Genomic DNA, 24559 nt, shown 5'->3' on the forward strand with positions numbered 1-24559 from the left:
CTTATGCCGTGATCTCCCCGGAGACGAGTTCTTGGTTGACTCCGTCGCTGCCGTTCCCGCTTGCGCTTCTCCGACAGCTTGACGCCTGCAACGGGCGCCAGGACCACACGGTTTTGCCGTACGCTTATCCACGCCGTCGTCTCAGCGTAAACCAGCGTCCACCGCAACCCGTCCAACGTCCGTGACGACGGCCGACGCCCTTCTGACCAGGACGGGATGGCGATAGATGCGCACTGATTTGGGTCGGCCGACAACAGAAATATTTTTGATTTGCAGAATTTTTCTACTTGACACGGTTTCCGTAAATCGGAAGTGATTTGCCCGTCGGGTTGTTTTGTCGCATACCCATGCATAAACGAAAAAAGGGCCGCTTGAATGAACAAGCGGCCCAAGTCTAGGGAGGAAACGCCCCAAAAGAGGGCAGCGACAGCGCGAGGCGCCGCCGCACAGTGCATGTAGGTACTAAAATGCGCCGATCAAGATCGGGGACTCACGCTTCGTGCGGATTGTCCACTCGGTCTCTCAAGAAGAATTATGGTGACGCACAGGCGTCATTGCGAACGAAGCGAAGCAATCCATACCGCGCCAAGCCGGCCCATGGATTGCTTCCTCCTTCGCTCTTCGAGCTACGGCGGACAAGTCGTCGCTTTCGCTCCTCGCAATGACGGCAAGTGGCGAAGGTCCCCTCACTTCATCACCGCCTGCACCTCGCTGCGAAACGCCTGCCGTGCCGCATCGCGTGAATAGAACATGTGGCCGCCGGGATAGACCACGAGTTTGACACGGTTCGGACTGGCGAAGGCCGGCAACCCGTCGAGGATGATCTTCGAGGCAAAATACGGCGTGGCGAGATCGAACAGGCCGTGCCCGACCAGCAATTTCATCTTCGGGTCGAGCGCGAGAATCTGCCGCAATTGGGAAACCGACTCGGCAGGTCCGCGGCCGAAATCCCAGGAACTGAGGACGCTGCCGTTGAGCAGATGGTACGAGCCGTCCGGCCGCCAGTTCAGCTTGCGCGTGGTGAGATCGACGGCGGCGCTGGTCAGGGGCGCCATCAGCGAATCCCCGGACGGATCGCCGAAGTGCGAGGAGTCCGAATCCGGATAGGGATCGAAGCCCGACACCGACGCGTCATAGCGTCCGGTCACCCGGCCGTTGCGGCGGTCGAACTCCCGGCGGAATTCGCCGACCTCGAAGCGTCCGGCAAGCCGGCGGCTCACGGCCTGATCGATGCCGGTCAACGACGCGACCTTGTCGGCGAGCCGGTTGGTGGCCTCGGTGTCCGCCTGCCCCTTGAGCAGGTCGCTGACAAATTCGCTGCGCGCGTAGCGTTCAACATCGGCGAGATCGGCCCATTTCACCGGACCCTTCGCTTCGCGCGCCACCGCGGCCATGGTGGGAAGCCGGTGGACATATTGGAGCTGGCTGGAGCCGGAAAATTCGCGGTAGTCGAGCAAGGGAGAGACGAGGATCAGCCCGCGCACGCCGACGCCCTGCTGGGTCTGCAGGTTGCGGACGATCTTCGGGCCGCGGATGCCGCCATAGCTTTCGCCGGTGACATATTTCGGCGACAGCAGCCGGTCGTATTTTTCGAGCCAGCGCCGGATCACCAGCGCGATCGAACTGACGTCGCCATCCAGGCTGAAGAACCGCTTGCGCGCGTCCTCACCCGTCGCGACGAAGCGGCTATAGCCGGTGCTCACGGGATCGATGAAGACCAAATCAGTAAAGTCGAGCCAGGTCTCGGCATTGGGCACAAGCTCGGGCGAAGCGGAAGCAATCGCGCCATCTCCTGTAATCGACAGCCGCCACGGTCCGGCAGTGCCGAACTGCAGCCACGCCGATGATGCGCCCGGCCCGCCATTGAACAGGAACGTGACTGGCCGCGTGCCGCGATCGGTGCCGTCGAGCTGGTAGGAGGTGTAGGCGATGTCGGCCTGCGGCTCGCCTTTTTCGTCGAACAGCCGGATCGAACCTGCGGTCGCGGTGAAAGCCAGCGTGCGCCCGGGCAGCGCCAGCGTCTGTTTGGTGGTGGAATCCGGCGGTAGCCGGTGCTGATCGGAAACCGGTTGCGGCGTGGCGGCGTCGCCGCGCCGTCCGCCGCCCTTCTGTCCCTGCGGCGGTTGCGGCGGGAGCGTTGGCCCCGGCGTCGGCGTCGCGGCGGGTTGTTGCTGCGCGGCCGTCGGGCTTGCGTCCTGGGCGCGCACGCCGGCCACGCAAGACAGCATGACAAGCGTGATGGCGAGTTGCATATGACGCCGCGCGGTGAAGCGAAAAGCCATGACGTCCAGCTCCCTCTCACTTGCTCCCGGCCACTTGCTCCCTGCGCCGCGCGGTTGCGCCGCGGATTTCAGCCTGGGATGGCGACAGAAGAGCTGTGCTACAACAGGACGAAACCCGCTGGCATCACAATCCCGACAGTATTGCGTGAAAGCAATCCGCATGGGGCTTGATCCGCCGCATCGCCATGGTTGTCCTCGCCAACCGTTAGGTGATATCGGTCGGTTCCGCCCGCGGACCCGGCCAATTATTTTGATTCATCCATGAAACCATTTTGGCGCTGGCGAGACTAAAGAACCTGCGCTTTCCAATGGGGACCAAAATGAAACGTGCGATTGTTGCCTGCCTCGGCCTGCTGACGCTGGCTTCTCCCGCCGCGGCGGATTCACCGGTTGCGGTGGTCGAGGACATCAAGGGCAAGGTGACCGGCGCCGAATTCATGGACTATGTGACGGCCAGGTCCGTCATCAAGATCGCCGACGGCGGCTCCGTCGTGCTCAGCTATTTGAAGTCCTGCCGGCGCGAGACCATCAGCGGCGCCGGCACCGTTGTCGTCGGCAACGAGGAGAGCATGGTCGATCAAGCCGTCCTCAAGGCAGAGAAGACGAACTGCGATTCCAACCAGGCCAACGCCACCACCAAGGACACCAGCGCCGTCGCCGCCACCCTGCTCCGCAGCGCCAAAACCGCTTCGCTGCCCGAGCCGCAGCTGACGATCTACGGCGCCTCACCGTTCGTGCAGGCCAAGGGCCGCGGCACGCTGGTGGTGCGCCGGCTCGACCTCGCCGGCGAGCGTCACCAGATCGCGCTCGGCGGCACCCAGCTCAAGGGCAAGTTCGTCGATTTCGCCGGCGAGAACGTCGCCCTGGTCCCCGGCGGTCTCTACGCCGCCTCGTTCAAATCGTCGGAAATCGTGTTCCGGGTCGACGCGCAGGCAAAGCCCGGCGCGACGCCGATCGTCGGCCGGCTGCTGCGGCTGGAATAGTCGTGCCGGACCTCCGCGCTTGAGAATCAGGCGCAGCACGCGCAACCAGATGGTGATCGCCGCCATCGCGCTGGTCTGCGCGGCGGCCTCGGTTTCTCCGGCGGTCAGGCCGATCCGCGGGCTCTCGCTCGATATCCTCACGGCGCTGCGCTGGGAGGTGTTTGGCCGCAGGCAGGATCCGGCGGCCTCTCCGACGGTCGTCATCGCGATGGACGAGGAAAGCCTGCGCACCGCCCCGTTCAAGGGCTCGCCGATGCTGACCTGGACCGGGGAGATCGGCCGCGTGCTGACCGCGACCCTGGAAGGCGGCGCCAAGGTCGCCGGCTTCGACGTGGTGATCCCGACATCGATCGAGCAGTCGGAGATCCCGTTCGGCGAGAACATGCTGGGCACGAGGGTGCGCGGCTTCGACCGCGATTTCCTGCGCGCGCTGGCCGGCGCGACAGTCAATGGCAAGGTGGTGCTGGGGGAAACGCTCGGCGGCAACCAGCCGGTCAGGCCCTCGGCCGGACAGCGCATCGCGGTGCGGCAGCAGCAGAACATCCGCCCCCTCAACGTTCATACCGACCATGACGACGTGGTGCGGCGCATGCCGCTGACGTTCCCCATCAACGGCGCGAAGGTGCCTTCGATGGCGGTCGAGCTGGCGGCGCGCGCGATGGGCGCGGCTCCCGAATTCGACAAGAATGGCCGGATGACACTCGGTGGTTACCGGATCCCGGGCCGGGTGCCGAATACGCTGACGCTGAATTTCGAGGGCGGCGCGGCCGACATTCCGACGTTCTCGTTCGCCGACCTGCGCAACTGCGCGGTCAAGGACGACAAGGACTATTTTCGGCGCTGGTTCGACGGCAAGGTCGTCATCTTCGGCACCGTTCTCGATATCGAGGACCGGCGCATGACGTCGAAGCGCTTTGCAACCGGCATCGAGGGCGCGCGCACGCCGCGCTGCGCGGAGGGGAGCACGCCGGTCTCCGCCGCCTTCAGGACCAGCACGATCGCCGGCGTCTATATCCACGCCACCGCGGTCAACAACCTGATCTCGCGCAATGCAGTGGTTGAACCGGGGCCGCTGTCGCGCTTCCTGATCGCGGCTGTATTCGCGGCGCTGGCCGCCATTGCCGCGTGGCAGCTCAGACCGCTCGTCGCGGCGACGGCCTGGGCGGTCATGGTCGTGGCCGGCATCGCCGGCGCCACCCTCGCCTTCAACCACGCGCTGGCGCTCCCGGTCGCCGAGCCGTTGCTCGCCAGCCTGTTGGCGCTGGCCTCGACGATCGGTTTCCGCTTTGTCGTCGCCGACAAGGATCGCCGCCTGCTGCAAAAGAGCTTTGCGCTGTACCTTGCCCCGCACGTCATCAACCGGATGCTGTCGTCGAACAAACTGCCGGAGCTCGGCGGCGAGACCCGCGAGGTGACGGTGTTCTTCTCCGACATCGAAGGGTTTTCGCTGATCGCCGAAAAGATGTCGCCGGACAGCCTGATGGAGCTGATGAACGAATATCTCTCCGCGATGACCGACGTCATCGAAAGCCATGGCGGCTATGTCGACAAATATATCGGCGACTCCGTCGTGGCCGTGTTTGGCGCGCCGGCCGACGATCCCGACCATGCCGCCAATGCGGCGCGCGCCGCGCTGGACTGCTGCACAAGGTTGGCCGAGCTCAACGCTTCCTCGGCGCTCTTTCACGAACACAGACTGGCGCAGCGGATCGGCATCAATTCCGGCGAGGCGCTGGTCGGCAATTTCGGATCGCGGCGCCGCTTCAATTACTCGGTCATGAGCGATGCGGTGAACCTCGCCTCGCGGCTGGAGGGGGCTAACAAATTCTACGGCACGACCGTCATCGCTTCGGAGACGACGGTTGCCCTTGCCGGCGACGCTTTCGCCTGGCGCGAACTCGACGCTATCAGAGTCAAGGGACGCAACCAGGCGCTGAAAATCTACGAACTGCTGGCGCTCTCGACCGGGCTTGGCGCATCCCGGCAGGCGCTGATCGCCCATTACGCCGACGGACTTGCGCATTGGCGGGCCCGGGAATTCGAGCTTGCCGCAACATGCTTCGAGCGTTCGGCTGAGATCGACCGGCCGGCAGCGCTGTTCAGGCAGCGCGCCCGGGAGTTGGCTGAAAATCCGCCTGACAAGGATTGGGACCCGATCCGAACCCTGCAGGAGAAATAACCGCTCCGGCCCTTCGGTTCAGGTTACCATCCCGGGCGTGGCGCCCTTCCATCTCGACAAGCGCCGCCAAGGTGTATAGACGAGCGCGGCGCAATCCGGCGCCACCATGAGCCCGTAATCCGATGGCCAGCCCCAAGCGATATGACCGCATCGCCTTCGTTGCGAGCGCTTCCGCCGAGGCGCAGGCGGCACTGGCGGAGTTGGTCAGCCTTTATGGCAATCACGACCCGGATACGGCCAATATCCTGGTGGCGATCGGCGGCGACGGATTGATGCTGGAAACGCTGCACCGGTACATGCGGACCGGCAAGCCGATCTACGGCATGCATCGTGGCACCGTCGGTTTTCTGATGAATGAATTCTCCACGCACGATCTGCATGCGCGGCTGGCCGCGGCGCGCGAGTCGCTGATCAACCCGCTGTTGATGCGCGCGACCGATATTCACGATCAGGTGCATCTGCATCACGCCATCAATGAAGTGTACCTGTTTCGCCAGACCTATCAGGCCGCGCATGTGCGCATCCTGATCGACGAGCACGAACGCATGGCCGAACTGATCGCCGACGGCATTCTGGTGGCGACGCCGGCCGGCTCCACCGCCTATAACCTCTCGGCGCAGGGACCGATCCTCCCCATCAATGCGGCGCTGCTGGCGCTGACCCCGATCAGCGCGTTCCGGCCGCGGCGCTGGCGCGGCGCCCTGCTCCCCAATACCGCCTTCGTGGTCATCGAAGTGCTCGAGGGCGGCAAGCGTCCGGTCGCAGCCGTGGCCGACCATGACGAAGTGCGCGACGTCCGCCGCGTCGAGGTGCTGTCCGACAAGTCGATCTCGATGCGCATGCTGTTCGACCCCGGCCACAGCCTGGAAGAGCGCATCCTGCGCGAGCAGTTCGGGCATTAGCTGTCGTCCCGGCCTTGAGCACAGATGCGCAATTGCGCATCGGGGGACCCATACCGCGTTGTGCTATCGGTTGAAGCGAGGTGGCTCACGCCTTCCGCAACAACAACGTTCGGTGGCTATGGGTCCCGGCTCAAGGCCGGGACGACGTGCTGATAGAGCGGTGACTAAGCTGCCGCCAGATCCCCCGCCGCCCCCTTTCGCAACCATTCGTTAACCGGCCCCGCGATATGGTTAACGCCGGGTGTACCGTGTTGCCCGGTATGCGCTTTAGGGCCGGACCATGTATCGCATCGACTTCAACAAGCTGCGGTTTCTGATTTGCGACGACAACCCGCATATGCGCCGCATCCTGCGGACGCTGCTGCACTCGTTCGGCGCGCGCGAGGCTTATGAATCCGAGGACGGCGCCACCGCGCTCGAAATGTACACCCATTACGTCCCCGATATCGTCATCACCGACTGGGCGATGCCGATCTTCGACGGACTCGAACTGGCACAGATGATCCGGCAGCCGGACTCCAAGGGCAACCCCTACGCGCCGATCATCATGCTGACCGGCCATTCCGACAAGCGCCGCGTGACGGTCGCGCGCGACGCCGGCGTCACCGAATTCCTGGCCAAGCCGATCTCGGCGAAGGGGCTTTATCAGCGCATCCTCAACGTCGTCGCCAACCCGCGGCCGTTCATCAAGACCAAGACCTATTTCGGACCGGACCGCCGGCGCAACACCAACAATGCCTATATCGGCCCCGAGCGCCGCATCGGCGGCGAGATGGAAGTGATGCAGCAGCCGTCGCTGCTCGACAAGGCGCGATCCAGCGTCTAACGCGCGAAACCGCTAAGGAACCGTCATGGCGAAGGAAAAACCCGGGAAGCTGGAGGTCACGAGCTTCGCCGATCACCACGTGATCACGCAGCCAAATCCCTTGCGCAAGGTGCTGCTGCGCGTTCCCGAATCCGACCTCGACGATCCGGTCGGACGTGCCGAGAAAGCGCTGGCCGGGCTGTCGGGTGAATTCAAGAACTGGATGACGATCGAGGCCGACCGGCTTTCCGCCGCGCACGCCGCCATCCTGCGCAGCGGCTTCACCGACGACGCCCGCGAAGAACTGTTTCGCGCCGCCCACGACATCAAGGGGGATGCTGCGACATTCGGCTTTCCTTCCGCGGGCGCCGCTGCCGAGAGCCTGTGCCGCATCATCGAACACGCGCCCGATCTCGACCAGGTGCCGTCGGATCTCATTCGGCATCACATCAACGCCATTCAGGCCATCGTCCGCGAGCGCACCAAGCTCGACACCGCCGCCACCGCCGGCGTGCTCAGCCGTTCGCTGCGCGGCATCGCCGACGAATTCTTGACCCACGCCAACCGCGACCGGCCCGAGCATCTCGAAGCGATTTTGGCGCCGAGCATTATTCCGGTGGAGTGAGGCTTCCCGTCATTACGAGCGAAGCGAAGCAATCCATCGGGCCGCATACGCGGAAAGATGGATTGCTTCGTCGCTTACGCTCCTCGCCATGACGGTGAGGCGCAGCCTACGCCGCAATCAGATCGTGCGTGATCGCGTCCTCGGCAACGAGCTCGTCGCAGAACATGCGGGCTTCCTCGCGCGCCGATTCCGTCGCAAAACGGCGCAGCAGGATCAAGAGCGGTTCGGCGGCCTTGCGGTCGGTCTCGCAATGGGTCAGCACGCGCTCGACCATGCGGCGGCGCAGGCGCGCCGCACCACCTGGCGTGTCGACAAAGCCGGTCTCGTGGCAGACCTCGAGTGCGATCCGGAAGGCGGCGAAGGTGGATTCCGGCAGGCCCGCGCGGATCAGCAGCGCCTGCACGCTGGCGCCGCCGCGATCGTGCAGCAGCGCGGTGACGCGGGCATGCGGCAGGCCGGACAGTTCGGCCAATGATGCGTCGAACAGTTCGAGATTACCTGACAATAGCGCGCGCAGGATCAGGCCCGCGGTGAGCTGGCCGGTGGCGCGCAGATGCTGCACCAGGCCCTGCATGTCCTCGCCGCGCGAACGCGCCGCGATGTTCACGGTCGAACGCTCGCGCGCTTCGCTGGCGAGCCGCCCTGCCCGGTCCGGGCTCAGCCAGTTTTTCGCGACGACGAATTGCGCCAGCGTGTCGGACAGCTTGGCGACCAGCGCCATGCGCGTGGCGGAGGGCAGTCCCTCCAGCACCAGCATCGATTCACGTATCGCGGCGAGATGGCCGTGACGCTCGACGATGCGGTCCCAGGAAAAAGGCGCCAGCTCCGCATAGGCGTTCTCGATCAGCTCGAGGGCGGCGGCCGGCGAGCCGACTTCGGCGATCGCGGCGGATACCGATGGCGGCAGATTGACCCGGCGGGCGATCGCGCATTGCGTGTCGCTGTTGCCGGTCGCGACGATGTCGACGAGGTCGGCGTCGATCAGTAGCGGGGAATGTTCGAGCACCGGCAGCGCGATTGAAGCCTGGTCGAGCGCGAGCGCCTGCACGATCGCGGCGGGCGCTTCGGCGCTGCGCGAAAACACCTGCGACATCGCCTGGCGTACCAGCGGGGATGGATCGTCGAGCAGCATCAGCAGCGCGCCTTCAGCGGCGGCGCGGTCGTCCTCGGTGAGATCGGAAATCAACCAGGCCCGCGCCAAAGACCGCGTCGCCTCTGCCCGCTCGCCTGCCGGAGCGGTACGTATCCAACTGATGAACTGCCGAACGATCATGGTCTAGCCGGCCTACGCAACCCGAAACGACACCGTGACGCGGTGCCACTGTCATAGAAAATAAACCATGACGCTTAACAAAGGGTTCACCATAAACGTTTGGGATTATTGACGTTTCGTTAAGGGAACTCGCGCGCGCGGCCGGACTGTAGATGATCGGCACCGCTGGCGCTACCGTCGAAACCGCCCGGGTGCCGCGTTCTCTTGATGCGAACCATCTCGACACCAGGCGCCAATCCTTGCCTAACTACTCCCTCGTAGGCGCAAATCGATCTCGACAAGTCGGCGTTCGATCGCGCGATCCAGACTTTTGGTAACGAGCTCACCGGCGCCGATGTCGCGCTGTTCTATTACGCCGGCCACGGCGTGCAGGTCCGCAATGTCAATTATCTGGTGCCGATTTAGGCCAATGCGCCGCAAGGACAAGGAGAGATACGTCAAGAACTGGCCGAACCGATCGTACCGGCTGTTGATGGATACGATACGAACTTCGTGCGACTCCACGCGATCAGTTTGCCAGATCAGCGGCGCGCTGGAATTCAGCCATTCCAATCCATCGAACGGCAAGAAGTCCTCAGGCACCGCGTCGTTCGAATACGGCATCAGGTTTAGCCCCGATGGCGGCAAGATATTTTATGAGCAGGGCAAGGCGCTGTCGGCGCAGAGGTAGCTCAGCGGTCTGTGTGCTGAGCAGCCTTAGCTGCTGAACGTGCCGTTGCGATCGCTGAACAGATCAAGCCGGCCGGGCGCGCGGACTTCCGGCTTCTGTCCCGATATCGACGGTGTCGCTGACGCCACCGTCGTCAGCGAAGAACCCCTGCCCCACAATTCCTGCACCGCCGGCGAAATCGGTTCGCTGCGTGCGCCGGCCTGGAACAGCGAGCGGAAGATCGGCTCGGGCTGCGCTGATGCGGTCTGCGAGGTCGCGGCGACCGGCGCCACGCTGCGCGAATCCGGGAAGCTCGACAGGTAGGCCGCGTTATCGATCGCAGGCGCAGCCGGCATCGCTTGCGAGGCGCTCGCGACGGTGATGCGACGCGGCAGGTCACCGCCGACCGCCGCCATCGCGGTGCGGGTGGCCGGCGAACTGGCCGCGCTGGCGTAGCGCGAGTTCAGCACCGAATAGACTTCGGAGACACTGCGGCCGCGGCCCGAACGATCGTAGAAGATCGAGCGGTTGGCCTCGGCGGCGGCCGGAAACATCTGCACCGCGGAAGCCCGCGGATTGTCCTCGGCGCTCGAGATCAGTTTTCCCGCGCCGCCGACGCCCATGAAATGCGCCATATAGAGTTCGGCGTCGCTCGGGCGGCGGCCGATCTTGCCGGTGAGCTTGAAGCTGTTCGACTGGGTCAGCACCCCCGCCATCGACGAAGCGGCTTGCGGATCGTCGCGCAGCTTCATGATCGCGGCACGCGCGGTCGGGTCGCTGACCGAATAGCTGCCGGACGGATTCCTGGTGATGGCGTCGGCATATTTGCCGTAGCCGAACTGGCTGCCGGCTTCCTTGACGGTGCCGAGCCAGGTCTGGTCGATGAACTGAAACAGCCCGCGTGCCGACGAGGTAGTCGCCGCCGCCTTCGGGTTGAAGTTGGATTCCATCTTGGCGGTGGTGAGCAGGTATTCGAAGCTCGCACCGGTGGTCGAGGCGGCCTGCTTGATCGAGCCCGCGATCTTCGTGCGCGTGGGATCGACACCTGCCGTGGCGTTCAATGTGTCGACCGACATGTTTCCTGGTGCCCCGCTCCCCGCGAAACGACCGCGCGGCCTAAAGCGAAAATCGCAATCAGCGCCCAATACGGCGCCACACTGGAACAGTTATGGTTAATGGGAGGTTAAGGCGACCTATCCGCTAAATGACACCGCCTTGTCGAAGCGCCGCAATTGCCGCCGGGTCATAGCCGAGCTCGGCCAGGACCAGATCGGTATGCTCGCCAAGCATCGGCGGGCGCGCCGCGATTTCCCCCGGCGTTTCCGACAGCCGGACGGCAGCCCGTACGACCGGTGCGGGCACCGGCAGGCCCGGATAATCGACGTCCTGCATGAAGCCGGCGGCGCGGATATGCGGATGATCCAGCGCCTGTTGCGGGCTGAGCACCGGTCCTGCCGGAATCATCGCATCCCCCAGCGTGTCGACGGCTTCCTGCGTGGTGCGCTCGGCGCACCAGCGCGCCATCCGTTCGCTGATGACAGCGCCGTTGTCGCCGCGCTTGATGTCGTCCGCAAAGCGCGGATCGCTTAGCCACTGGTCCTCTTCGCCCATCAACCTTGCCCAGCGGATGAACAGCGGATGACCGGTGACCTGGCACAGCACCCAGCCGTCCCGGGTGCGGTAAATGTCGGCCGGCGCAGCGGTCTGGCCGAGATTGCCGGTCGGAACGCGATTGGCCTTGATCACGGCCTGCTCGATCAACGTTGCGTTGGTGAACGACAACGCGGTTGCAAGCAACGCGCCCTCGACGATCTGCCCGCGCCCGGATTTACCGCGCTCGATCAGAGCGGCAAGCGTGCCGAACGCACAGTGCAGCGCGGTTCCGAAATCGACCCAATTCACCGCGGCCCGGTAAGGCGGGTCGCCGGCGCCGGTCATGTATACCGAACCCGACATGACCTGCCCGACACCGTCGAAGCCGACGCGGTCGGACCAAGGCCCCGGCCCGCCGAATGCAGTTGCCGTCGTAAGGATGATGTCGGACTTGATCGCTTTCAATGAATCGTAATCGAGCTTCATCGCGCGCAGCGTCTGCGGCGGCAGGTTGGCGACGACCACGTCCGCAGTTGTAACCAGCCGACGCATCACCTCCTGCCCCTCCGGCTTCATCGGATTGAGCGTGATGCACTTCTTGTTTCGGTTGATCTGCAGAAACAGTGCGCCTTCGCCACCTTCGCCGACCGGTGCCACAAACCGATCTTCGCTGCCGTCACGCTTCTCCACGCGAATGACCTCGGCGCCAAACTCGGCCAGCAGTGTCGCGCAATACGGTCCCGCGATATAGCGACCGAAATCCAGGACGCGCACGCCCTCCAGAACTCCCCTCATCGAACTTTTCCCTTATGTTTGCGCCAGATTACAGGGAATGATTTCCGCGACAAGGCGGCCAGCCGGTACGTCAACTTTTGATTCTAAGCAGACACAATCCACGGTGCGGAATATCAGTGCGACATCCACGACCTTCGCTTGATTTACATCGCCGCTATACTCGGCCGCCAGGCCAAAGCGGGGAGTTCTGAGCTACTTCTCAACCCCGCTTAGTCTTCGCATTCGAACGATAGAAAAGAAAACAACAGGGCAGGAAAATGAAAAAGCTGACGCGGCGAACGTTCGTGACTGGTTCGGCGGCGATATTGTGCGCCCCGTCCGTGAAGACCGAGGCGCAAACCGCGTGGCCCGCACGCCAGATTCGTATTCTCGTGCCGTATCCGGCGGGCGGCCAGACGGATGGCATCGCGCGGGCCTTCGGTGACTATCTGGCGCGGCAGGTGGGAAAGACGGTCATCATCGAAAACAAGGCCGGCGCAGGCGGCGTCATTGGCGTGTCGGAAGCGAAACGCGCAGAACCGGACGGCACCACCATCCTGTGCACGATCTCCTCGTCACTCATCCAGAACCGGCTTACGGTGAAGGACCTTCCCTACGATCCCGAGAGAGACTTCATTTATCTGACGATGGTCAGCGGCGCCGGGGGTCCGGTGGTGGCGGCGAAGAAGACGGGAGCAAAAAATCTTCGAGAGTTCATTGAATATGGAAAAAAAGTCGGCAGCCTGAACTGGGGATCGTACGGCGTGGGTTCGACGCCGCACGTCCTCATAGCGACAATGGCGAAGCAATACGGCATTCAATTTCAGGTCGTCCAATACCGCGGCGAGGCGCCGATGTGGAATGACATCGCGGGACAGACGCTGGATGGCGCCGCAGGAAGCTATGCCGCGGCAGCCCCCGTCATACAGGCGGGAACCGGAAACCTGATCGGCGTGGTAGGCAGCCGCCTGCCACCCTATCCGGACACGCCTACAATGACTGAACAGGGCGCCGTCGGCGACTTCTACGACCTTCGCGCATTCACCACTTTTGCCGTACCAACCGGCACACCGCAGGATATCGTCCAGCGGATCTCGGAGCTATTGATCCAGGCCGGATCCGACTCCAAGGTCCAGCAGATGCTGAACAACTTTCTGCTGAGTTCCCCAGCCAATCTCGAAACGACGGCTCGCATTTTCAAGCGCGACAGTGATGTGATGCTCGGTATCCTGCGCGACCTTGGCGTCAAGCCATCGGAGTAATTGCCGACTGGTCGACGAGACCGCCTGAGCGCCTGTCGTGTCCGCTTCGGGCACCAACAGCGGACATGAGCACAGTTCATGTAGGCTGGGGTCCTTCGTAGCCTTCGGTAATCACCATATCCCAAACTGACCGGCCTTCGCGTTCCTTCATCGCGGCGACATACTCGGGCGATCTGTAGCAGTCCAATGCCGCGCTGTAGGTCGGAAATTCCACGACTACCACGCGGGACCTAGGTTTGCCCTCTTTTGGTTTGACCTTGCCGCCGCGCGCAAGGAAACGTGCGCCATACTTGGCCAGCGCCTTGGCGTTCGCTGATATGTATCCCTTGTAGCCTTCAGCATCGGTTACATCCGCGAATACAACCCAGTAGCCCTTTGGCATATCGCCCTCCATTAGCAGTAGCGCGGCATTTCAAGGCAGTTCCTCGTTACTTTCAAGATCGATCACCGGGACGATCGGATCTCTTGACGCCCCATGTCCGCTCTGGGGCACGAAGCGGACATGATCCGAGTCCGACTTGAGTCCGGTTACGGACGAAGTTCGGAAATCGAATTTCGGGGCGGTTATGTCCGTTGATGACCCGAACCGGACATTCCACAATTCGCAGTGGCCTGCTATGAATGTTGGATGCGTGAGTACTTAATATGGCTGCTCTTGATATCGAGCTGCGCACTAGCGCGCGCCGACGACCTAAAGACTGGCAGGCCGACGCCGCCGCCCGTCGTATGCGAGGAGCCACAAACTTCAATCTCGCTCTGCACCAAGCCTTGCAATACTTGGGCAAAATCCCAGCCCGACTTTCGATACTCGTTCGAAACCTGCGTTGCTGATTGCCGGAAGCAAAAACCCTGCGTCGGTCGATGAGGCGTAGGTCCGCTCTTGGCACATCGCGTCGCTTAGTGCGGTGCAGCGCGACGTCCGGAGTTGGGGCTAAAGCCGACTTGCCGGTTGAACGCCCGGACTTCTCAGTTTGACCCGAAGCGGACATCGACCAACAATCCGTTAACGGCGGGAGGATGTTTGCGACCATTAACGCGAATGATTTTTCAAGCATGGCGTGTCAATCATGCTCGGCCGGGTATGCTCACAAATAACGAGTGACGGAGCACGAAGTTGCGAAAGTGGCTCGGATTGTCAGTCATGCTGTGCGTTGCGGGAGTATACTGCGTACCCGTTTTGCTCACGTATATCACGAATGGCGAACAGGACCAATGCACGTTCGGTCCAGTGTCGAACGCACGGTATCGCGCCTACCTACAGCAGGCAACGGTGCTGTCATCAGAGACGCCCGGTAGGTTTTCGTGGGATGACCTGAAAGCTTCGGCCCGTTTCGATGGGCTGTTTGAAAAGATGATAGATGGCAACCCTTCTGTCTATGAGAGGGTGGCTGCATCGCACGCATTGCTTCGTTCGTTCGGGGCTCAATATCGAAACACCAACGGTATGCGTCCGGCCCCTTACGAAACGGTTGCAAGTAAGGGCGGGTTTGTCAGTTTCACATATTACCTGAATGTCAATCGGCTGGGCCTCTTCCACCCTCTTTTACCGTTCGTTCGGACGACGTATGTCTCTGCACATTTGACGGGGCCGGGTAATTTCCATCGCGAACCGGTTCCTTCAGTTGCAGGGGACATTCGCTTTCGCGTGAACTACCCCGTGGTCGACAACACTCGCCCTCTCGATGATCGCGCGCTAGAGAATTGCCCACTCGTCCCAGATAAAGCCCTGTCCGATAGCTTTTCCCGAATAGCGAAGTAGAACGGCAAGTCTGCTGATGGCACTTTTCGGACCTATGCGACTGATCTGACGATGTCCGTTCACGATGTCAGAGCGGACCTCACCGGTGCCAGTGCCGACTTCCGCAAATTGACCCACAACGGACGGCGAGCAGTCTAGCCAAATCACTCCGAGCGATGCTCGTTCGGTGCTCAGAGGTGATCCAATGCCAACAATCAACAACGGGGCAGTCGCAGAGGTCAAAGCCGTGCTGGACGGGTGGGAAGCTGCCTGGAACGCTTCGGACATGAACGCTATGTGGCAGCTCGCGACGGATGACATTCATTGGGTCAACGTCGTCGGGATGCATTGGCGGGGAAAAGCAGAAGTACAAAAAGCGCATCAGGTATTTTTCGATCTACTGTTCAAGAATAGATCGTGCAAACTCGAAGAAATTGAAAGCGTTGAGACATTGCCCGGCGGGGCTTTCGTTGCGGTCGTACGCTGGTCGATGGGCGGCTATCGACGGCCAAATGGGGAAATGAGACCGCCGGGCAAGGATCGCATGTCGCTAGTCCTGGTCCCCCGGGGCGAAGGTTTGGCCATCGCGCATGGCGCGAACGTGCCTATCGACGAGGCGGCGGAGGCACACAACCCGATCAAGCGTTAGCCGCAGCACGCGGCCCAAACTCCATGCTCACGATCGTGGTTATGGATTCCTGTCTCTCGCTGCGCAACAACGGATCATTTTCGATACACCGCGTTCGGGTCAAACAGCCGGTCCGCATCGACAAACGACAGCTGCGCGCCGCCGTCGCTCGCCGTGACCGCGCGATAGAAGCACGACTGCCGGCCGGTGTGACATGCCGCGCCGTGCTGCTCGACGCGAATCCAGATGGCGTCCTGATCGCAATCCATCCGCATCTCGACCACGCGCTGGGTGTGTCCGGAGCTCTCGCCCTTGCGCCACAGCGCCTTGCGGGAGCGGCTGAAGTACCAGGCCTCGCCGCTGGCGATGGTCTTGCGCAGCGCCTCGTCGTTCATGTGCGCGACCATCAGCACGTCGCCGGTCGCAGCATCAGTCGCCACGCAGGTCAAAAGACCCGACGCGTCGAATTTGGGCTGGAACGCCAGCCCTTCCTCGCGGTCGTTGATATCTGCGGGTGTGGACACGGTGGGCCTCGCAAATTCCATAGCGTTTTCGAGCGAAGTGGATACCGGTTCGCGTGAAGAAAACGCGTCAAAAAAATGGAAAGCGAGGTTACCGGCTCGTTCCTCGCACCATGGACAGGAAACGCGCCTGCTCCGCCGGATTGTCGCGGAACATGCCGGTATAGCGGCTGGTGAAGGTCATCGCACCGTGCTTGGCGACGCCGCGCACCGACATGCAGGTATGCTCCGCCTCGATCACGACGGCAACTCCGCGGGGCTTGAGCACCTCGTCGATCGCGGCGGCGATCTGCGCGGTGAGATGCTCCTGCGTCTGCAGGCGGCGTGCGAAGATGTCGGTCAGGCGTGCGAGCTTCGACAACCCGACGACCCGTTCGACCGGCGTATAGGCGATATGCGCCTTGCCGTAGAACGGCATCATGTGATGCTCGCATTGCGAGGTGAATTCGATGTCGCGGATCAGGACGAAATCGTCATAGCCCGCGGTTTCACCAAACGTGCGGTCGAGCACTTCGGCCGGGCACTGGTGATAGCCCTGGTAGAGTTCGTCGAAGGCCTCGACGACCCGGCGCGGGGTGTCGAGCAAGCCCTCGCGGCCGGGGTTCTCGCCGATATAGCTGAGCAGCGTGTGCACGGCCGCTTCGGCCTCGGCGCGCGACGGGCGTGGCTGATCGGCACGGACGGCGGCGGCCAGGAATTCGGCGGGATCGAGTTCGGCGGGACGGGTGTCCGGCGCCACGTCAGGCGATTTGACCTCAGTCTTGCTGGGGCGAAGCGATTTGATCAATGCGTCCATGTCTTCTCCGTTCGACCGGTCCTTCAGACCGGAGTGTCACCGGGCAGACGGGGCGGGTTCGCCGCCGGACGCCTGAATCCCCTTGATCCTAGCACCACCGGGGTAGAATTGGCTTCCAATCAGGCCGCCGTGGCGACATGGACGGACTGTATTTCCGCCATGACCGTCCATATATAGGACGGTGAAACCCTGCCGCCAAGGGCACTCCCGCCCGGGGGCCCGAGACCTTGCTCCATGCTGAACGACATTTACAACAAGCGCATCATCGAGTTGGCCGGCAATATCCCCCGTCTGGGCCGCCTCCCCGACCCCGACGCCAGCGCCACCGCCCATTCCAAACTGTGCGGTTCCACCGTCAAGATCGACCTCAAGATGGACGGGCCGGTCGTTTCCGACTTCGCCCATGACGTGAAGGCCTGCGCGCTCGGACAGGCCTCCTCCTCAATCATGGCGAGCCATGTCATCGGCTCGACCGCGAGCGAGCTGCGCGAGTTGCGCGAGACCGTGCGCAAGATGCTGAAGGAAAACGGCCAGCCGCCGCAGGGCAAATGGGCCGACATCGCGCTGCTCGAACCGGTGCGCGACTACAAGGCGCGGCATGCCTCGACCATGCTGACCTTCGATGCGGTGGTCGATGCGGTCGGCCAGATCGAGGCCAAGGCGAAGCAGCCGGCGTAGGCGCAGCGGTACGCCGTCCCAAAACACCACTGTCATGCTCCGCGAAAGCGGGGCATCCAGTACGCCGGGAATTCTCGATCAACTACAGACGCCGCGGCCTACTGGATCATCCGCTTTCGCGATGACACCATTTGGCGTGGTTTACTTCGCGGGCCGGCGCCGGCGCGGCGGTGCCCGTGGACGGCTCCAATCGTATTCTGGCTAGAAATTCTAGCTAGTGAGACTGAGGCATGGCCCAGCGCAGTTGGTCGGTACAGGATGCGAAGAACCGCTTCAGCGAGGTCGTCGAGGCCGCGCGGCGCGTGCCGCAGACGGTGACCAAGCACGGCAAGCCCGCCGTAGTCGTGGTGGACGTCGTGGAGTACGAGCGCTTGCGGCACCTCGAACGTGCCCAGGCACCGTCCTTTGCCGATGCGCTGCTTGCCATGCCACAGGACGATGGCGACTTTCCGCGCCGCAACGTGCGCTTGCGCGACCTCGATCTCTGATGTTCCTGATCGATACCGTTACGCTATCCGAGCTGCGCAAGCGCAAGCGCGATCCGATGGGTTGTCAAATGGTTTGAACGACAGCGGACAACCGATCTCTTCCTCAGCGTCATCAGCATTGGCGCAATTGAGCGCGGAATTACGCGACAGCGCACGACCGACCCACGCTTTGCGGGCGCTCTTGCAGAATGGCTGGACCGAATCCTAACCCTCTACGGCGAGCGGGTCGTGCCATTCGACCTGCGAACGGCGCGGCGCTGGGGCGCCCTGAGCGCCGCTCTCGGCAATGACAGCGCCGATCTCATGATCGCGGCGACGGCACTCGAACACGGGCTCACCGTCGTAACGCGCAATGTATCGGATTTCGAGCCTTCCGGCGTCGCCGTCATCGATCCGTGCAAGCGCGCGCAAGGTGCGCGATCCTGACCATGACGGGATAGATTTACTTCTGCGGCTGAGCCGGCGCCGGCGCGGCGGCGCCGCCGGTCGGAACCGCGGCTTCTGTCGCCGCGACGCCACCGGTGGGAACCGAAGCTTCGGCGGTCTTGGTCGACTTCGCCGGCTGTACCGTCGCCCGCTCCTCAACCGAGGAGCTGACAAACCGATCCTGCGTCGGCTTCGACTTCAGTTCGGCAACCGGCGTCGACGAGTCACGCGGCAGCACGTCGGCCACGGCGTCGGTCGTGATGAGATTGGTCAGGCGCAATTCGGCCGCCGACAATTTGTGCAGATCTTCCCACGGCGGCACGCTCAGCGCGAGCGACAACAGATCGCCGGTTCCGCCCATGTCGAAGGTGAACTTGGCGAGCCGGCCGATGTCGCGCTCAACGATCATCAGATCCTGCGCGGTGTAGCTCGCCGCCTTGGCGTCATCGGCGCGATCGCCCATCCAGATCTGATGCACGCGGACATGCGAGGCCGGCGACACATAACGCGTCTTGCCGGACAGCAGCAGGAACACGCACATCGACTCGCAATAGGCTTCCGGAACGACATGGGCGCGTTCGCCCTGCGCCGTCTGCGTGCGCACGGTGGTGCCGACCGTCGTCAGCGCGCCGAGGGCACGGAACCTGCGGCCGAGCGCAATGGAATCATTGACCGACCCGCCGCTGGAATCGAGCACGATGGTGGCGCCGCCAAGCTGGCGATCGCGCGCGAACTCTTCGAATGCCTTGGGACTGTCCGCGGTGACGATGCCGACGGCGGAGACCCAGCCCTTGCAGTCCGGCTGGCATGCGACCCACTTGAAGTGCATCGGCAGTTTGCGTTCTTCGAGGGACACGCCGGCGTGCGCCGAGTTGACCGGCGTGGTGATCGCGCCAGGCAATGCGATACAGAGGGCGGTGGCACCGAGCATGGCCAAGCCGCGAATTTTAGCCGACGTAACAAACCTCAATTTGGTTCCTTCCCCCAAGCCCTATCGGCGAGCAACGGCAATGGCCCCACTTCAACGCCACATGATTCTGTCATACCGGCGTTATCAAAAAGGTAACCGTGCGCCCTGCGAGCGTCCATAGTACCTTTGCTGCATCGCCAATAAACCATCGGATAGTTTCCAACTGTGGCGTAAATATCTGCGTATGTTCAGTTCCTTACCGTGGAACCCCGCAAGAGTACGGAGATCGTTCGGCAAGCCATATGGAACAGTCATTCATGCCGTCATCACAGTGCACAAGATCACATTGCACAAAATCACAATGCATAGATTGTGCCACGACGGTCCGGCGCTTGCCCCGCAACGCGGGGCGCGGGCTGATCTGGATTTACCGGCGCACGCTGTCGCCGCTGGTCGGCTACAACTGCCGGCACCTGCCGACCTGCTCGGTCTATGGCGACGAGGCCATCGAACGCTTCGGTCTTTGGGGCGGCGGATGGATGACGCTGGCACGGATCTTACGCTGTCAGCCCTGGGGGACGTCCGGGATCGACAACGTCCCGCTCGCAAAGCCGCCGGGCGCGCGATGGTATCTGCCGTGGCGCTACGGCCGATGGCGCGGCGTCAACGCGCCGTCGTTGCGCGCTGGCGAACACGACACATTGTGAATCAACCCGGACGGAGCTAGCGCCAGAAGAAGAAGCCGCCTCTCGGCTGCGGTTCGATCGGCGCCGGCGGACGCGGCTTTCTGGGACGCGGTGGCGGCGGTGGTGGCGGCTCGGCCGATGACGTCGTCTCCTGGCTGCCAGAGCCGTCGTCGGGCAACCTGACCGACAGCAGCAAGTTCGATTCATGCGTGCGCCAGCGATAGCCGATACCGAAATCCATCGGCTGCGCGCGCCTGAACAGCTCGGCATAGGATGGCTGATATCGCCCCGGGAACTCGTCGATCGGGCCGGCATAACGGCCGAACGGAAAGAAGCGCCATTTCTTCGGGCTGTAGTAGTGAAGCGGAACGCCGGAATCGTCCTGGATGATGGTGGCGCTGTTGGCGAGGATGTAATCGCGCACCGTGGTGAAATTGCCGGAGTGCAGCAGATAGGACGCGCTCTTGATCAGGCTGTTGCCGGGCGCCAGCGTCGAACAGAATTTCAGGAAGCCCGTGACCTTGACGCCGGAATTGGAAAGATCGGTCGAGAAATAATACAGCGTCTTTTCCGCGCCGTCGCTGCCGGCGAAGACGATGCGCGTGCCGCGCACCGCGTTCGGCCCGGGGTTCTCGTTGCCGAAATACGCCGCGCCCTTGTCGTCCAGCGCCACCGGCGTGACGCTGCGGATGGTCTTGCCCGAGCGCGCCAGAAACACATAGAGGACCGGCAAGGTGCCGTTGATCTGGCCGGCACTCAGATCGGTCTTCATCTGCTTGGTGATGAAGAAGCTGAAGCTCAGGATCGAACTCAGCGAACGCTCCACGCTGTAGAGCGCGGCGCCAACACCGCCGCGCGGCAGTCTCGTCAGATCCGGCACCGAGCCCGTCGGCTCGAGCGCGCTCAGCACGTAGGTCGTCGCCTTCGAATAGAACGCGTCGGCGTAGAGGAAGTCCGGCCCCGAGAACATGTAGAACATGGTCGGCCGCGGCGCCGCCAGGTTGCTATCCGCCCAGGCGCGGATCTTCGACAATTGCCGTTGCTCGAGCTGCGCGAACGCATTGTCGAAGAATTTGGCGTGGCGCTGCCAGGCCGGCTCCCTGGTCAGCGGCATCAGCGGCGAGTCGGCCGAGGGCATCATGCCGGCGAGAAACCTGGCGGTATCGTCGGCGGTTGCCGGATCGGCGGCGCGCGCGGGCAGCACCACCACGAACAACATCGCGGCCACCAGCGCCGCGATTCTCAACGGGGCAATTCTCACCGAAGCAATTTTCAACGAGGCAATTTTCAACGAAGCACGCATCTTCATTCGCTGCCCGCAGACGCGGCCACCGGGCCTTGATCGGCCCGCTTGCGGAAAACGGCGTAAATCAGAAGTCCTGACAGCATGATCAAAACACCAAGGAACACGCGCAGCGGTTGTTCCGTCAAGAGATAGTACATCATGAAGCCGGTCACGAGCAGGAATACCAGCGGGGTGACCGGGTATCCCCAGGCGCGATAGGGCCGCGGCAGGTCGGGGTGCGTGATACGCAGCTTGATGACGCCGAGCACGGTGAAGAACGAACAGAACAACAATGCGAACTGGATGAATTCGAGCACGGCTTCAAAACTGCGCGTGAACAGCATCAGGTTCGCCACCGTCAGCTGAAACAGAATGGCCCAGGCCGGCGCGCCGCCGGTCGACCGGCGCGCGAACGCGCGCAGCACCGGGATGTCCTCGCCCATGGTCATCATCACGCGCGGTCCGATCCACATCATCGCGCTGATCGAGGAGATCAGACCGAAGCAGATCATGGCGCCGACGATGCGGCCGCCGAACTCGCCGAAGATGTAACTGCCGGAGACGCGGGCAACGTCGAGCTGGCCCGCCAGCTTGTCGATCGGCGCCGAGTGCAGGAACACCGCGTTAAGCGCCACATACAGCACCAGCACGATCAGCGTCCCCGCCAGCATCGCGCGCGGCACGTTGCGCTCCGGATCGTGCACCTCGCCAATGATGTAGGTCGCCGCATTCCAGCCCGAGAACGAATACATCACGAATACGAGGCTGATCGCGAACGGCGCGCTGACGATGTGGGAGAAGTCGGACGCGGACGGCGCGAACGACAACGGCTGCGGCGTCGCCATCAGAAACCCAGCGACCAGGAAGGCCACGATCAGCAGCACCTTGAGGATGGTCGCGATCAACTGGAAGGTGCTGGAGTGCCTGACGCCGGTGAGCTGCACCAGCGACACCAGCCAGACAACGCCGACGGCGAGCGCCAGCGGCGGCGCGTCCGGAAAGACCGATTTGCCGTATTCGCCGAACGCCATCGCGGCGAGTGCGACGGGTGCGGCAAAACCAACGGTGGCCGACACCCAGCCCGCCACAAAACCGAAGGCCGGGTGAAAGGCGCGGCCGAGAAAGTTGTACTCGCCGCTCGAGCGCGGAAACATCGCCCCCAGCTCGCTATAGGCAAACACCCCGCACAGCGCGACGATACCGCCGACGGTCCACAGCAACAGGATCGAGAAGCCGGAAGGGATGTCCTTGACCTGAAAGCCCAGGCTGGTGAAGACGCCAACGCCGACCATGTCGGCAACGACGATGGAGATCGCTACCACGACCGAAATGGTCGAGCCGCCGCCGGGACGCGGGCCGGACCATGCCGCGCTGCCCGTTTCTGATGCCGCCATTTCGACCGTACCTTCAGCGCCGCGCGCCTGAACCCTCATGGTGCAAGCTGGAGCTGCCCAATTCAAGCAGCGTTAACAATGATTTAAACCGGGTAACGATTTAGGTATCTAATTACCAAAGGGCGCTGTTTTGACTTTCCCAGTGCACCCTGACATTGCGAAGACAAGATGGCGGGGCTCACAATCAGGACACGATTGGATGGTCTCCTTGCGGACTTCCGGATGTGGGGAGTTTTCTCCGGAAGCTTAACGTCGCCTAAACACGATCGAGGTACGCCGGTTAACGGTGGATCTTGGGTGGTTCTCAGGTGGTCCTTGGGGCACGGGGTGGATGGTCGGAGCGGATCCGAAATTCCAGATACATCATCGCGCGAACCGGGTGATTTCCCCGGCGACGCAGCGCGATGCCCAGCCCCGGCATGCCCATCCTCGTCGTTGGCACTGGATCGCGGCCGCTTCGCTTTTTGTACCCCTGTCGTTCGTGCTGGTTCAATGCGGCAAGGCGCCCAGCGCGGACATGCTGGCCGCGAACGCCCACGCCGCCACCGGCGACAGTTTTGAAGACCGCTTCCCGCAGCCGCAATTCGCCGACCGTTTCCCGACGCCAAGCGAGAGCCTGGTGCAGCAGGTTGCGCTGGCCCCAGCCCCGTCTCAACGCAAGGTGCGGACCGAGCCGGTCAGGGTCGCCTCGCTCAACCCCACGCTGACGCTTCCGCGCCAGAGCGAGCGCGAAGAACTGACCACGCTGGTCAGCATGAAATCCTCCGCCTTCCCCTATTTCGGCACCAATCCGCGCTCCGAGGCGCCGTTCCTCAACATCACCAAGGGCGATCGCAAGGGCCATCGCAGCTATGGCGGCCGGGTCTATTGGCAGGATGAGACCTACAATGACAGCCGCGTGCTGGTGCACGTCCCCGAGACCTTCGACGTCCGCAAGCCCGGCGTGATCGTGGTGTTCTTCCACGGCAACGGCGCGACGCTGGAACGCGATGTCCGCGACCGCCAATTGGTGCCGCAGCAGATTTCGGATTCAGGCGTGAACGCGGTGCTGCTGGCGCCGCAGCTGGCGGTGAACGCTGCCGATTCCAGCGCCGGCAAGTTCTGGCAGCCCGGCGGCTTCAAGCGCTTCATGGATGAATCGGCGACCCACCTCGCCCGCCTCACCGGCGATCCGAAATCGGCACAGGCGTTCGCCAACATGCCGATCGTCATCGTCGGCTATAGCGGCGGCTTCCTGCCGACCGCCTGGAGCCTCGACGTCGGCGGCGCAACCAACCGCGTCCGCGGCGTGTTCCTGCTCGACGCCGTCTATGGTGAACTCGACAAGTTCGCCAGCTGGATCGAGAAGAACCGCACCGGTTTCTTCGTCAGCTCCTACACCCGCTACACCAAGCGACGTGACCAGGAACTGATCGGGATGCTGCGCGACAAGGGCATCACCGTCACCGAGAACATGGACGGGCCGCTGCGTCCCGGCAGCGTCGTGTTCGTGCAGACGCGCGATGGCATTACCCATCGCAACTACGTTACGCAGGCCTGGACCGAGCATCCGGTCAAGGATGTGCTGGTCAAGATGGCGGCTTCGCCGCAGCTGACCCGGATCGCCAGCGCGCCGTCGCCCGCGAACCGGTAATCGGTCGCTTCAGCGAGGCTTCTTCGCTGATCCTTCCCATCATACCGCT

At 63.0% G+C, this 24559-nt stretch carries 22 protein-coding genes and 1 pseudogene; 13 read left to right on the forward strand and 10 right to left on the reverse strand.

All coding sequences use genetic code 11. The features are described from left to right. Positions 1-686: 686 nt before the first annotated feature. The gene (locus tag JQ609_RS05635; protein ID WP_212272320.1) at positions 687-2282 is read right to left on the reverse strand and encodes a S10 family serine carboxypeptidase-like protein; all 1596 of its coding nucleotides are present in this window, start codon (positions 2280-2282) and stop codon (positions 687-689) included. 320 nt (positions 2283-2602) lie between these two features. On the opposite strand from JQ609_RS05635, the gene JQ609_RS05640 reads away from it, so the two are divergent. The 5 genes from JQ609_RS05640 (at position 2603) to JQ609_RS05660 (ending at position 7776) form a co-directional block, all read left to right on the forward strand. Then, positions 2603-3265 (forward strand): hypothetical protein, encoded by a 663-nt coding sequence (locus JQ609_RS05640; RefSeq protein WP_212204936.1) that lies wholly within the window; start codon positions 2603-2605, stop codon positions 3263-3265. 25 nt (positions 3266-3290) lie between these two features. Next, positions 3291-5444: an adenylate/guanylate cyclase domain-containing protein gene (locus tag JQ609_RS05645; RefSeq protein WP_409411167.1), complete on the forward strand. Its 2154-nt coding sequence runs from the start codon at positions 3291-3293 to the stop codon at positions 5442-5444. 122 nt (positions 5445-5566) lie between these two features. After that, positions 5567-6346, forward strand: coding sequence for an NAD kinase (locus JQ609_RS05650; RefSeq protein ID WP_212204934.1), 780 nt, complete (start codon positions 5567-5569; stop codon positions 6344-6346). A gap of 280 nt (positions 6347-6626) precedes the next feature. Continuing rightward, the gene (locus JQ609_RS05655) at positions 6627-7172 is read left to right on the forward strand and encodes a response regulator (RefSeq protein WP_212036134.1); all 546 of its coding nucleotides are present in this window, start codon (positions 6627-6629) and stop codon (positions 7170-7172) included. A 25-nt stretch (positions 7173-7197) separates the two neighbouring features. Next, on the forward strand, positions 7198-7776 hold the full coding sequence (locus tag JQ609_RS05660; protein ID WP_212204932.1) for an Hpt domain-containing protein: 579 nt from the start codon (positions 7198-7200) through the stop codon (positions 7774-7776). 106 nt (positions 7777-7882) lie between these two features. Here the strand turns inward: JQ609_RS05660 and JQ609_RS05665 are convergent, their stop codons facing one another. Then, complete coding sequence (locus JQ609_RS05665) at positions 7883-9049, reverse strand: DUF2336 domain-containing protein (RefSeq protein WP_212272322.1); 1167 nt, start codon at positions 9047-9049, stop codon at positions 7883-7885. Between the two features lie 261 nt (positions 9050-9310). On the opposite strand from JQ609_RS05665, the pseudogene JQ609_RS34905 reads away from it, so the two are divergent. After that, positions 9311-9451: pseudogene (locus tag JQ609_RS34905) on the forward strand (caspase family protein); the annotation flags it as partial. Between the two features lie 294 nt (positions 9452-9745). Here the strand turns inward: JQ609_RS34905 and JQ609_RS05675 are convergent. Together JQ609_RS05675 and JQ609_RS05680 are read right to left on the reverse strand one after the other, a co-directional pair. Continuing rightward, positions 9746-10774 carry a transglycosylase SLT domain-containing protein gene (locus JQ609_RS05675; protein ID WP_212272323.1) on the reverse strand — a complete coding sequence of 343 codons (1029 nt, stop codon included), beginning with the start codon at positions 10772-10774 and terminating at the stop codon, positions 9746-9748. Between the two features lie 124 nt (positions 10775-10898). Continuing rightward, positions 10899-12086, reverse strand: coding sequence for a CaiB/BaiF CoA-transferase family protein (locus tag JQ609_RS05680; protein WP_212272325.1), 1188 nt, complete (start codon positions 12084-12086; stop codon positions 10899-10901). 257 nt (positions 12087-12343) lie between these two features. Between JQ609_RS05680 and JQ609_RS05685 the strand changes: the two genes are divergently transcribed. After that, on the forward strand, positions 12344-13327 hold the full coding sequence (locus JQ609_RS05685) for a tripartite tricarboxylate transporter substrate binding protein (protein WP_212272328.1): 984 nt from the start codon (positions 12344-12346) through the stop codon (positions 13325-13327). Between the two features lie 76 nt (positions 13328-13403). Here JQ609_RS05685 and JQ609_RS05690 read toward each other — a convergent pair whose 3' ends face one another. After that, positions 13404-13709 (reverse strand): DUF1330 domain-containing protein, encoded by a 306-nt coding sequence (locus JQ609_RS05690; RefSeq protein ID WP_212272330.1) that lies wholly within the window; start codon positions 13707-13709, stop codon positions 13404-13406. Positions 13710-15270: 1561 nt separating this feature from the next. On the opposite strand from JQ609_RS05690, the gene JQ609_RS05695 reads away from it, so the two are divergent. Then, the gene (locus JQ609_RS05695) at positions 15271-15714 is read left to right on the forward strand and encodes an SgcJ/EcaC family oxidoreductase (protein WP_212272332.1); all 444 of its coding nucleotides are present in this window, start codon (positions 15271-15273) and stop codon (positions 15712-15714) included. Between the two features lie 74 nt (positions 15715-15788). On the opposite strand, the gene hisI is transcribed toward JQ609_RS05695, so the two are convergent. Together hisI and folE are read right to left on the reverse strand one after the other, a co-directional pair. Further along, positions 15789-16238, reverse strand: coding sequence for a phosphoribosyl-AMP cyclohydrolase (gene hisI, locus JQ609_RS05700; RefSeq protein ID WP_212272334.1), 450 nt, complete (start codon positions 16236-16238; stop codon positions 15789-15791). Between the two features lie 67 nt (positions 16239-16305). After that, positions 16306-17010, reverse strand: a complete 705-nt coding sequence (gene folE, locus JQ609_RS05705) for a GTP cyclohydrolase I FolE (RefSeq protein ID WP_212272337.1) — start codon at positions 17008-17010, stop codon at positions 16306-16308. A gap of 234 nt (positions 17011-17244) precedes the next feature. Here folE and JQ609_RS05710 point away from each other — a divergent pair, with 234 nt between their 5' ends. The 3 genes from JQ609_RS05710 to JQ609_RS05720 all read left to right on the forward strand — a co-directional run bounded on the left by JQ609_RS05710 (position 17245) and on the right by JQ609_RS05720 (position 18602). Continuing rightward, on the forward strand, positions 17245-17688 hold the full coding sequence (locus tag JQ609_RS05710; RefSeq protein ID WP_212204895.1) for an iron-sulfur cluster assembly scaffold protein: 444 nt from the start codon (positions 17245-17247) through the stop codon (positions 17686-17688). A gap of 230 nt (positions 17689-17918) precedes the next feature. Further along, positions 17919-18176: a type II toxin-antitoxin system prevent-host-death family antitoxin gene (locus JQ609_RS05715; RefSeq protein WP_212272339.1), complete on the forward strand. Its 258-nt coding sequence runs from the start codon at positions 17919-17921 to the stop codon at positions 18174-18176. A 111-nt stretch (positions 18177-18287) separates the two neighbouring features. Further along, entirely contained in the window at positions 18288-18602 is a 315-nt protein-coding gene (locus JQ609_RS05720; protein ID WP_409411168.1) for a type II toxin-antitoxin system VapC family toxin, read from the forward strand. Positions 18603-18618: 16 nt separating this feature from the next. Here the strand turns inward: JQ609_RS05720 and JQ609_RS05725 are convergent, their stop codons facing one another. Beyond that, positions 18619-19533 (reverse strand): hypothetical protein, encoded by a 915-nt coding sequence (locus JQ609_RS05725; protein ID WP_212272340.1) that lies wholly within the window; start codon positions 19531-19533, stop codon positions 18619-18621. A 296-nt stretch (positions 19534-19829) separates the two neighbouring features. On the opposite strand from JQ609_RS05725, the gene yidD reads away from it, so the two are divergent. Next, entirely contained in the window at positions 19830-20219 is a 390-nt protein-coding gene (yidD, locus tag JQ609_RS05730) for a membrane protein insertion efficiency factor YidD (protein ID WP_249127688.1), read from the forward strand. A gap of 16 nt (positions 20220-20235) precedes the next feature. Here the strand turns inward: yidD and JQ609_RS05735 are convergent, their stop codons facing one another. After that, on the reverse strand, positions 20236-21417 hold the full coding sequence (locus JQ609_RS05735; protein WP_212272748.1) for a hypothetical protein: 1182 nt from the start codon (positions 21415-21417) through the stop codon (positions 20236-20238). Between the two features lie 86 nt (positions 21418-21503). Next, the gene (locus JQ609_RS05740; RefSeq protein WP_212204889.1) at positions 21504-22877 is read right to left on the reverse strand and encodes an APC family permease; all 1374 of its coding nucleotides are present in this window, start codon (positions 22875-22877) and stop codon (positions 21504-21506) included. Positions 22878-23208: 331 nt separating this feature from the next. Here JQ609_RS05740 and JQ609_RS05745 point away from each other — a divergent pair, with 331 nt between their 5' ends. After that, complete coding sequence (locus JQ609_RS05745; protein ID WP_212272342.1) at positions 23209-24510, forward strand: alpha/beta hydrolase; 1302 nt, start codon at positions 23209-23211, stop codon at positions 24508-24510. Positions 24511-24559: the final 49 nt, after the last annotated feature.

This window comes from Bradyrhizobium sp. AUGA SZCCT0169 (genome assembly GCF_018130085.1).
Lineage (GTDB): Bacteria > Pseudomonadota > Alphaproteobacteria > Rhizobiales > Xanthobacteraceae > Bradyrhizobium.